The sequence below is a fragment of the Faecalicoccus acidiformans genome, assembly GCF_014202635.1.
In the GTDB taxonomy this organism is placed as follows: Bacteria; Bacillota_I; Bacilli_A; order Erysipelotrichales; family Erysipelotrichaceae; genus Faecalicoccus; species Faecalicoccus acidiformans.
In genome coordinates, this window is record NZ_JACHHD010000025.1 from 1 (window position 1) to 11,457 (window position 11,457).

General features: G+C 31.0%; 9 protein-coding genes. All 9 read left to right on the top strand.

Annotation, left to right across the window (positions count from 1 at the left end):
- Positions 1-662 (top strand): restriction endonuclease subunit S (locus HNQ43_RS08930; RefSeq protein WP_183376937.1); only part of this gene is annotated, 662 nt, incomplete at its 5' end.
- 33 nt (positions 663-695) lie between these two features.
- Entirely contained in the window at positions 696-3,992 is a 3,297-nt protein-coding gene (locus tag HNQ43_RS08935) for a DEAD/DEAH box helicase family protein (RefSeq protein ID WP_183376939.1), read from the top strand.
- 286 nt (positions 3,993-4,278) lie between these two features.
- Positions 4,279-5,187, top strand: coding sequence for a restriction endonuclease (locus tag HNQ43_RS08940; protein WP_183376941.1), 909 nt, complete (start codon positions 4,279-4,281; stop codon positions 5,185-5,187).
- Between the two features lie 16 nt (positions 5,188-5,203).
- A complete protein-coding gene (locus HNQ43_RS08945; protein WP_183376943.1) occupies positions 5,204-5,980 on the top strand; it encodes a DUF2971 domain-containing protein in 777 nt (258 codons plus the stop codon).
- A gap of 130 nt (positions 5,981-6,110) precedes the next feature.
- Positions 6,111-7,124 (top strand): AbiH family protein, encoded by a 1,014-nt coding sequence (locus tag HNQ43_RS08950; protein WP_183376945.1) that lies wholly within the window; start codon positions 6,111-6,113, stop codon positions 7,122-7,124.
- Between the two features lie 216 nt (positions 7,125-7,340).
- On the top strand, positions 7,341-8,174 hold the full coding sequence (locus HNQ43_RS08955) for a hypothetical protein (RefSeq protein ID WP_183376947.1): 834 nt from the start codon (positions 7,341-7,343) through the stop codon (positions 8,172-8,174).
- Positions 8,171-8,665: a hypothetical protein gene (locus tag HNQ43_RS08960; protein ID WP_183376949.1), complete on the top strand. Its 495-nt coding sequence runs from the start codon at positions 8,171-8,173 to the stop codon at positions 8,663-8,665. The genes HNQ43_RS08955 and HNQ43_RS08960 overlap by 4 nt, the downstream gene beginning before the upstream one ends.
- A gap of 233 nt (positions 8,666-8,898) precedes the next feature.
- Positions 8,899-9,309, top strand: coding sequence for a hypothetical protein (locus HNQ43_RS08965; RefSeq protein WP_183376951.1), 411 nt, complete (start codon positions 8,899-8,901; stop codon positions 9,307-9,309).
- A 146-nt stretch (positions 9,310-9,455) separates the two neighbouring features.
- On the top strand, positions 9,456-11,147 hold the full coding sequence (locus tag HNQ43_RS08970; RefSeq protein ID WP_183376953.1) for a hypothetical protein: 1,692 nt from the start codon (positions 9,456-9,458) through the stop codon (positions 11,145-11,147).
- Positions 11,148-11,457: the final 310 nt, after the last annotated feature.

Below are 11,457 nucleotides of genomic sequence, written 5' to 3' on the forward strand. Positions count from 1 at the left end.
AAGAAATAACGAAGACATTGGATAATGTAAGAAAAATAATTGATGATAAAGAAAGTCAATTACACAAATATGATGAACTAATCAAAGCCCGATTTGTCGAGATGTTTGGGGATCCGGTATTAAACTCTTATGAGCTACCTGAGGCAACATTACCAGAATTGGGTGAATTAGGCCGTGGTGTATCTAAACACAGACCAAGAAATGACCCTAAATTATTAGGTGGAGACTATCCATTGATTCAGACAGGCGATGTAGCAAATGCAGATCTATATATTTCTTCATATAACGCCACTTATTCAGATTTTGGTTTAAAACAGAGTAAAAAGTGGGATAAAGGCACTCTTTGTATTACGATAGCAGCTAATATCGCTAAGACGGCAATATTAGAATTTGACGCTTGTTTTCCAGATAGTGTAGTTGGTTTTGTTGCTAATGACAAGACTAGTAATGTATTTATTCATTATTGGTTCTCATTCTTTCAGAAGATACTAGAATCCCAAGCTCCAGAATCTGCGCAAAAGAATATTAATCTGAAAACACTTAGCGAATTAAAGGTTATTGTTCCGCCGGTAGAACTACAAAATGAATTTGTTTTATTTGTCAGGCAAGTCGATAAATCAAAATATGACGATATGTATATATACAAATGTACTAGAATATAGATATGAATAAACATAAGGAAAGCGAGGTGCACTATGACAAACTTTGATTACCTGAAGAAAGAAAGTGAATTTGAAAGTTTTATCGATATAGCGATTGTTGCGGAAAAAACATATAAAGTTGACAGTAACACTTGTATCATTAATTGTCGTAGGGCAATGGAAGCAGCTATTAAGTGGATGTTTTCAGTTGATTATGAATTAAAAGTACCTTATAAAGATAATCTATATACTCTGATGAATTGTGATACATTTAGACAAATTATTGGAGATGATTTATGGAAACGTTTGGAATTTATTCGACGTTATGGAAATGAAGCAGCTCATAATAGTAGAGATAAGGCTAAAAACATTGCGGAAATATGCCTAAAGAATCTTTTCTACTTTATGGATTGGATAGCGTATTGTTACGGTAATGAGTATGAAGAAAGAGAATTTGACGCATCTCTTTTGGATAAAGAAGACGTAACAGCAGTCCCTGAAGTGAATGCAGATATTGATTTGAAGGCATTGATTGAAGAAAATAAATCATTAAAAGAAGAACTAAGCAAGCGTAGAGAACAGCAACAAAATACATATGTTGCGAAACCTTTGGATTTGTCTGAATATAAAACACGTAAATTATATATTGATGCAATGCTTCTTGATGCTGGATGGGTGGAAGATAAGGACTGGGTTAATGAGGTAGAATTGCCGGGCATGCCTAATAAATCAGAAGTAGGATATGCTGATTATGTTTTGTATGATGATACGCAAAAACCATTGGCTGTCATTGAAGCTAAGAGAACATGTGTAGATGTTTCTAAAGGTAGACAACAAGGAATTTTATACGCCAATATTTTAGCAAAACAATACGGACGCAGACCTGTAATTTTCCTTACAAATGGTTTTGAAACTAGAATTATCGATAATCATTATCCGGAAAGAAAAGTGTCTTCTATTTACTCTAAGAGAGATTTAGAAAAGTATTTCAATTTAATGAGTACTAGAGCTCATTTGAAATTTATTAATATAAACAAAGATATTGCGGGTAGATATTATCAAGAAGAAGCTATTAGAGCTACTTGTGAAGCTTTTGATCAACGAAATAAAAGAAAAGCATTACTAGTTATGGCGACTGGTTCTGGTAAGACTAGAACGGTTATTGGACTTGTAGATGTACTTTTAAATGAAGGCTGGATCAAGAATATCTTGTTCTTGGCGGATAGAAATTCATTAGTTACCCAAGCAAAAAGAAGTTTTGTAAATATGCTTCCAAACTTATCGGCTACAAACTTAGTGGAAGATAAGTCTAATTATAATGCACATGTGGTCTTTTCAACGTATCAGACAATGATTGGATGTATCGACACTGTTAAAGAAGATGATAAAAAGCTTTTTACTTGTGGGCACTTTGATCTGATTATTTGTGATGAAGCGCACCGGTCTATCTATAACAAGTATAAAGATATCTTTACTTATTTTGATGCTCCGATTGTAGGGCTTACGGCTACTCCTAAAGATGAAATTGATAAGAATACTTATAAGATATTTGAACTAGAAAATGGTGTTCCTACGTATGGATATGAACTTGCTCAAGCTGTAAAAGATGGGTACTTAGTCGATTTTCTTTCAGTTGAAACGGATTTAAAATTTATATCTCAAGGTATCGTATGGGATCAGTTATCAGAAGAAGAAAAAGAGGAATATGAGGAGACATTTGCGGATGAAAATGGGAATGTACCAGAACATATCGATTCTTCAGCGTTGAATTCATGGGTATTTAATGAGGATACAATACGAAAAGTATTAAAAACTTTATTTAATTATGGTATTACAGTTGATTATGGTCAAAAAATCGGAAAGACAATTATCTTTGCAAAGAATCATAAACATGCAGAAACAATATTTGAAGTATTTAATAAAGAATATCCAGAGTTGAATGGTTATGCAAAAGTTATTGATAATAAAATCAACTATGTCCAAAGTGCGATAGATGAATTTTCGGATGCTAATAAACTTCCACAGATTGCAATTTCAGTGGACATGCTTGATACAGGAATTGATGTTCCTGAAGTAGTTAACCTTGTTTTCTTTAAAAAGGTCATGAGCAAGGCAAAATTCTGGCAAATGATCGGAAGAGGCACTCGATTATGTCCGGGATTATTAGATGGAAACGATAAAAAAGAATTTTATATCTTTGACTTCTGTGGAAATTTTGAATTTTTTAGAATGAATAAAGGTAAAGCTTCTGCAAATGCGATAGCTGTACATGGGGCGATCTTTAATTTGAAGTTCCAAATTGCATATAAATTGCAAGATTTGACTTACCAAACAGAAGAGTTGAAAACATGGCGAAAGCAATTAGTTGAAGAAATGGTTAGTAAGGTGAAAGAATTGGATCGGAATAAGTTTGATGTCCGGCAACACATTAAATATGTAGATTTATATTCTAATCCTGATAATTATACTTCTTTGACCTATGAAAATTGTTTAGATGTGAAAGAGGAACTTGTGCCATTGATTAAACCAGATGATGATGAAATTAATGCAGTTCGTTTTGATGCATTGATGCATGGAATTGAATTGGCTTATTTAGCACAGAAAAAATATTCTAAATACAAAAAGGATCTTATCAAGAAGGTGAAAGGTGTAGCAAGTGTTGCGAATATTCCCGAAATACAAATGCAGTCTGAACTTTTAGATAAAATCTTGCATACGAATTATTTAGAAGAAAGTGATATTGATGATTTTGAAATTATTAGAAAGAATCTTCGTGATCTGATTAAGTATATTCCTCAAACAGGAAAAATATACATGACTGATTTTGAGGATGATATTTTGTCTGTTAATTGGAATGAATCTGATTTGGAAAACGATGATTTACAAAATTATAAAGAGAAACTTGAATATTATATTAAACAACATCAAGAAGATAATCCAGTAATCATGAAGTTAAAAGGGAATAAACCTTTAGATAAAAATGATATGGATGAATTAGAAAAAATTATATGGAATCAGCTTGGAACTAAACAAGATTATTATTCTGAAGTTGGAGAAAAACCACTTGGTGAATTTGTACGTGAAATCGTTGGTTTGGATATGAATGCCGCAAAAGAAGCTTTCTCAAAATATTTGGATGAAAGAGAAATGAATAGCAATCAAATCTATTTCGTAAATCAAATTGTTGAGTTTATTGTTCGTAACGGAGTAATGAAGGATTTGTCTGTTTTGCAAGATTCACCTTTTATTGATAAAGGAAATGTTGTTGAATTATTCGGTGATAACATAAATTTGTGGAGTGGTATACAAAGCGTTATAAGTAGTATCAACAAGAATGCAATTTGTGCCTAGCAGAATATTGAAAAATGGAAAGTTGAGTAACTTTATTTAACTGATACTAGATCCTTCTACCATTTTGCTACCACTAGAGTTATAGAATAAATATACAGTAAATAAAACGGTTATGTTATGCATTGAATTCAGATAAGAGAGAAAAAGAGTATTTTGTAGCTGAGACCATGAGCACAGAAAATACTTGGTTGGAGAAAGTAATCAAATATAATTCTGGTTTATTATAAAATTATAAATTTAATGTGTTAAGAGTAGAGCGAATAAAAAATTGAAGAGAGGGATTTTTGTGTTTTTTTCAAAATTGTCACACGAGGATAGATTAAAGTATCTCATAAAACCTATTCTAGTAGTTTTACAAGAAGCAGGTGGGCAATTAACTCGTTCGGAAATTAAAGAAAGAATTAAATCTATGGATGATAATATTGCTGAATATGGCTCCTATAAAAAGAAATCTGCAAAATCTCATAATGAATATTACGAATTCGATTTTAAATTTAACTTTGCAATTAAGGATTTGAGTTTTGTAGAACTTATAGAATTTGAAAAACGAAATCCAACTATTTATCTAACGGAAAAAGGGATGAATCTAGATTTATCAACGTTGGATGTTGATCGGGATATTATTCAACCGTCACAGAAATTTTGGTTGGAACTCAGCAATAAAAATAAGAAAAACAAAGCTGAAACAGAATATGAAAGCTCAGACGATGGTGATTCCACAGAGAGTTACATGGATGAGTTTAAAGAAAAGTTTTTATCAGCTATCGCCAAGATGTCTCCGAAGAAATTTGAATCTTTTTCTCGATTACTCTTAACAAAAATGGGAGTGGAATTTACAGAAAAAGGTGTTCAAGTCAGCAATGATGGTGGAATAGATGGTTTTGGATATCATAGAGATTCAAATGATTTTAGAACAACTCGGGTAGTAATCCAGTGTAAAAGATATAATACATCCCCTGTATCTGAACCTGAAATCAACCAGTTTTTAGGAGCAATGAATAAATTTAAGGCAGATTATGGTGTCTTTATTACCAACAGTAGATTTACTTCAAGTGCGAAAAAGGCTGCTTTTGAAGGAACGCCTCTTACATTGATTGATGGGGATGAATTAGTTAATTTAGCAATAAAGTATCAACTGCATGTTACCCCTATCATAACGTATCATTTAGATGATTTTTATGATTTAGATGATTAGTTAATAAAATTCATTTATGGAGGAGTTTATGGTACCGGAAGCTATTTATAAATATAAATCTATAGCGTTTAAGAAAGTGGACTATACAAAAGCTAAAAAGATTATTGATTCAAATGATAAGGACTATGACAACTCTAACATTAAATATATATTAGATATTATTCAAAATCATCGTTTATATTGCTCTACTCTTGAGGAATTGAACGACCCATTTGAAGCAATGCACCTTTCGATATTTGGGGATGTTCCTGCGGGAAGCTCTTTATATTCAAGTAACGGGATAGTACCACCTTATATGTATGAACGGTTTGAAAAATACAGAATATTGTCTTTAACAGATAATCCAAAATCTTGTTTAATGTGGGGGTTATATGCGAATAATTATTGTGGGGTATGTATTGGTTTTAACACAAAGAATTCATTAAATCACATAAAAAAAGTATCTTATCTAACAGATCAGGATGAGAAACCTTCGTGCTGGGTTAATGATTCTTTGTTAGAAGAAAAAATAGTAGATGCCTTGCATAAAAAATTTAAATGTTGGGAGAATGAATCGGAATATAGAATTGTTCAAAAAGAAAAATATGTTCAGTTTAACCAAGAAGAAGTCGAATGCTTGATTATTGGACATAATGTACCTGAAATATATAAAAATTTATTAACTAAAATTTGTGAAGAACAAAATATTCCTGTATTTATTACATATCCGAATAAAATTGAAAGACAAGTTTTTATTAAAGATATTCATTTTCAATTGACTTTTGATGGTAGAGAGATTGAATCAGATTTTTAAACTTCTATCGTTTATGATTCATGATTAATTTTAGAAGAAATAATTCTGTTTTAGACTTGATAGTCAAATTAGACAAGAGATGAAATTAAGTATCATTTAATATTTGCTTATGAAATCATATAATACATTTATGATAGAGAAATTAGTTATAGTAGGCAATGGATTTGATTTGGCACATGGTTTGAAAACCTCATATGATGATTTTAGAAAAGCTTATACAGATAACGAATATATGAAAAAATTCAAACAATTATCTAGTATAGTTTTAACAACAAACAATAATTCTCAAAAGTGGTATGATTTCGAATCGAACATTGAAGCAATATCAAGAACAGTTTTTCAAAAAACTTTTAAAGATCTTGAAAATGATGAATTTATTAAAAGCATAGATAAGGAAATGGAAATATGCAATTCTTTGTTTGAGGAAATAAAAAATTTATTAAAAAGTTATTTAATGAATGTTGCTGAAGGGAAAAAAGTGCTTAAAAAGGAAGTCCTAAAAGAAGAATTTAAGTCTGAAAACACATTTGTGATTTCTTTTAATTATACAGATATTGTTAAGCAATATTCAGATAAAGTAGATTTTATTCATGGATCATTGTCAGATGATCCGGATATAATTTTAGGGTTTGCCAATGATGTTCCTCCAATGGATTTGGTTTCTGGTGTGTATACAAAGTATATGAAAGAAGTTCAAAAATTTGAATTAAAATATCTAAGATATTTGGCTGAGATTAAAGATACAGTAAATATTAAAAAAAGATTAAAAGAGTTTCAGCCTCATTTATGGCAGTTATTTAGTGGAAAAGGTGGTTGGGCTTTTCCACTGGCGAAGAATAGTGAAGGTGTTTTAGAGTATGATCTTTCCAGTGCTTCAAGGTCTTTACAACAGTTTTATCAGAATAATAAGATATTAAGTCTGAATTCATTTGAAAAGTATAAAAATGTAAAAGAATTAGTAATAATGGGTCACGGCCTGGAAAGCGATGAATTATTTTTTTCTCGTTTGAGAGATAGCATAGATAGTTTAAGTAAGATTATTTTATATACATATGAAGGAGAAAGTGAAAAAGAAGTGAATAGGAAAAAAAGTGAATTAAGAAAATGGTTTGGGATGAGGGAGATTAAATTGAAAAAATATTGATAATTCATTTATTGTTATTTACTGATTTTTTGAAGCTTATAAAAATGCTTAAAATGAAAATGTTATATTTTATGAAACCACGCATTGAAAATATCGGTTGAAGGATGGGTTAAGCGCTAGAAAATCTTACTGATTTTTTAGTTATACTAATCAGAACTCATTTGTAACTCTAAAGTTTCTAATATGATTTTATCGATTTTTTATGGAGGGATAGATATGCAGTATTTAGTTAAAACAAAAGGAGATGTAATAGATAAGCAATCAAAAGCCTATATTGTAGAAGCTTCAACTAAAGAAGAAGCGCAACTCATAGCTCAAAATAGTTTTAAAGAGGATTTTTATAATGTTACTGGGGAAGTGATTACTAAACCTTATTCGCGTAATAGATTAGCTTATATCTCTTTTGTTTTAATGACTTTTGCGATATTTCTTTCTTTTATCGGTTGGAAATTAGAACATGATACGATATTAATTCGGCCAGATTTAACATCTTGTATTTATGCAGTGATTATTTATTCCGCTTTTGTTATACGAATTAAAGGCGTAGAAAGAACACTCGGATCATGGATTGATGTAGTATATTGTTTATTAAATATTTTGCTATTGGCTAGTTTTATTAAGATAATTTTGTTTAATGATGAATTAAGTTTCTTAGGTTTTTTCAATATTCCTATTGACTCTACTTATTTAATGATAGGAGCATTAGTGCTGTCATGGCTAGGTCTAAAACTTGTCAGCGTAATTTGCATGGGATTAGTGTGTATATTGGCTCTATTCAACATAAATTTACTAAATGAAGCAATGGGAAGTTTATGGGGGATAGTTTACGTGTTATGCTCCTTCTTTGGTATTTTAATTTATTTTAGAAATGAACCAGCAATTTATGAATTAAAACAAGGAACAAAAAGTATTACATCTCGCGGTATGAATTATATTGACAATGATTTACATGAGGCTCATACTCAGGCCTCTCATTTTGAAAATCATATAAAAGATAAGTTAGAAAAGAAGCGAATAGTGAATGATAACTGTGGAGAAGATAAATCATGAGAGAATCAAAAAGAAATAAATCAAACAAAGGTAGTTCACATAAGATAATCGTTTGGGTTTTGCTTATCGTAATAGTTTTGACGGGTGGATTTATTGTTTATAAAGGTTTTTTCGTTAATAAAATAGGGGATGCAGACGTTTTGAATGTTGAAGCCGAAAAAAATAAGGAGAATAGATATTTAACAATCATAAATGAAACCAATCAGGTTATCAACGAAGTTTATGTATATTATGGAGATGGGGAAGAAGCTGAAACCATGCAAGTACACGAACCTGAAAGAGATAGTTTCTCAATTGAAATCCCGGAAGAATTAGTAGAATATGATAAATTTACCGTGACAATGATTGATCGTTATGGATATAAATATGAAAAAACGGTTAGAGATGTTGGATCAAAAGGGCGTACAAATGTCAAAATATCTGAAGAAAATAAGGTTAAACAAAAAGGAGATTTCTTTCGAGGAATAGAACAGTTTTTTAATAATGATTAAAAAGTATATGAAAATATGAATTCAGTAAAATACACAAGTTAATAAGATCTTCAGAATTTAAGAAAAGAATAGAGAAAATTAATATACAGGATTGGATAAAAAACAAATCAGTTTTAAAAAGTGTAATTTACAATGTATTAGCCTTAATCGGAAACAGTTCCTACTTTTTGCTAGTATTACTACAGCTAATTTTTATATTAACGCTATATGTATTTGATTTGGAGGATTCAAACATGTATGAATTAACAAAATGGGATGGACAACTGATAAATGAAACGATAATGATTGATTCTATTTTAGTTGACGATCCTTTGGAAGATTTATTGTTCCGTAAAACAAATACGAAAAAGGCTGCGGATGTTTTTGATGTCGAATTTGAAAAAGGAGTAAATAAAGCGGATCGCTACGACTATTTATTTGCCCTTTTTTCTGGAACTTTTGCATATGGCATAAGCAAACTATTAAAAGAGTTCCAAGAAGAAGATGAAGTTAATGATCAGAAGTGGATTGAAATATTATCCAGTTTTTTAAAAGATTATAATCTATCGGAAAAAGCTGTTGAGGGGACGAAGGAAAAAATAATTGAAGTCTTACTTGATGCTAAGAAAAAATTGATAAAAAGGAAAAATATGTTTCTGCATTAAAAGATTTCTCCAGCGGTTTAAGTTACAGAGCTTTAATTATTTCTATTGCGGAGTCTGTTCTTGGAATCAAAATATGGGAAGATGAACAAGGGAAAATTGAGGTTGAAAAGATAGATGTCCTAGAAAATGAAGTCGAGCTTTCATTGTTGGATAGAATTGAGATAGGAATCATAAACTGGATTACAAATCAAATAATAGTTTATAAATTGACGGGACAATTCAAAGAAGAATCTGATGATATTATCAAAATCATAAGTGGAATGTCATTTGTTTCAAAGTGTATCAAGGATTGGACCAAAGGAATAAAAGTAGATTTGTTAAAAGATTCAAATCTAAAAAAATGGATCAACAAAAAAAATATACACTTAAACCATTCTCGAACAAGTTGTGATAGTTTGAAGGGCTTTGACAATATTCTAGTTTCGCAAATCAATAACGGATTAGTAAATAGTTATATTTTTTTACGTCATTTTTTGTCCTATGTTGACGAACATAATATTTCTACATTAGAGGGTTTAGAAGTGTTGGATTATTCTAACTTTGAAGAAGAAAATCATCAACTTATTTTACGAATCAATACGGTATCCACAGGTATATTTAGTCTGTTGAATTTATTGATTGATGTAGGGGGAGAGTTTGCAAAAAAGGATAAGAAAATTAATAGAATTTTAGCAGCAATCAATATTCCAAACATTTTAAGATTTAAGGTTCTGCTGCAAGAGGATATGGATTGTATTATAGAAGATGTTAAAAAGTCTTTTAATCGTTCAAAAGTAGTAGAAATTCATAAACAAAGAGAAGTGCCAAAGGAAGAATTAGAGTATTTTGTCGGATTGAATTCAGTTGAGACGAAATTATTATATTCCTTGGAATTGCATTTACTCAAAGAAGATATCCAAGCAACTAAGGAAAACTCTATTCAAATCAAGAAAAATAATTGGCGAAAAGTATGGATGAAAAAATGCGAAGAATCTCTTGAGTTAAATAAACTATTTGAAGAAAAACCAAGAAAAGTTTACCAAGCCATTGCTACTTTGGCGGCAAATACTCCAGATCTGATTTGGCTTTATAAAATAGCTCTAGAACTAGCTTTATTTAAGCCATATTATCTTTTTGACAAGGATGATAAGGATTATAAAGGCCTTAAACTTTCAATCGATTATATTGAAGATTATTTTTGTGAAAATCAAACTTATATAACTAGTAAAGAAATGAAGGAATTCACGAAATGTTACCAAAACTACAAAAATGCTTTAGGAAACAATTCTGTTAAAATTGCAGGTTTTGCTTTAGGGACTCTTGCAATCACAGCGGCAACTGGCTTTGCAGCTTTTACTTTTGCACCTCAAATTGCTGTGGCATTATTAGGGGGAGCGTTTCCAGCTCTTCATGGAGCTGCGTTAACAAGTGCTTCTTTGGCAATGGTAGGTGGTGGCGCTTTGGCTGTTGGAGGGCTAGGTATGGCTGGTGGAACTGCTATTATTGCCAGTGGCGGCGTACTTTTGGGATTAGGGTCATCTGGAGTGGCGGCTACAACATTTACGCTATTATCCAATCCTGATTATGTACAAAATGACTACGCTAAGCTGCTGACAAAATGTGAGTATGTTTATTTAAATAAGTATTCAAAAATTGATGAAGTGCAAGCTGTTTTTGATCAGATTAAATCGGACTTGTCTTCATTAGAACTTCGATTATCTGTGTTTAAAAATACTAAGAAAGATTTAAAAGAATACGATAAACTAATCAACGATTTAGAGAAAAGTTATAAAGCAATGGGAAAAACAGCTAAACTGCTTGAAGATTTACTTGAAGATGCTGAAAAAAATCATAAATGAATATTACGGAGTGACAAGTCCAACTAATACGGAAAAATAAGTCCATGCATTACGGTGACGAAGTCCACCTAATCCGTTATACAAGTCCACCAGAAAATAAATCTATCATCACGATTATCTATAAGTGGCGTAGTCTAGTTTTATTCTTACCTCTTATTCTTTAAGATATGTATGCGATGTTTATCGCACTTTAATATCTTGTGGAATGGGAGGTGTTTGGGTAACCAAATAATTTAGGGGTTTCCGTCCGGAATTTAGGGGACAATCTAGGGGGCTGATGTTTCTTGAAGTTGTTTCCAGACCCCTAAAT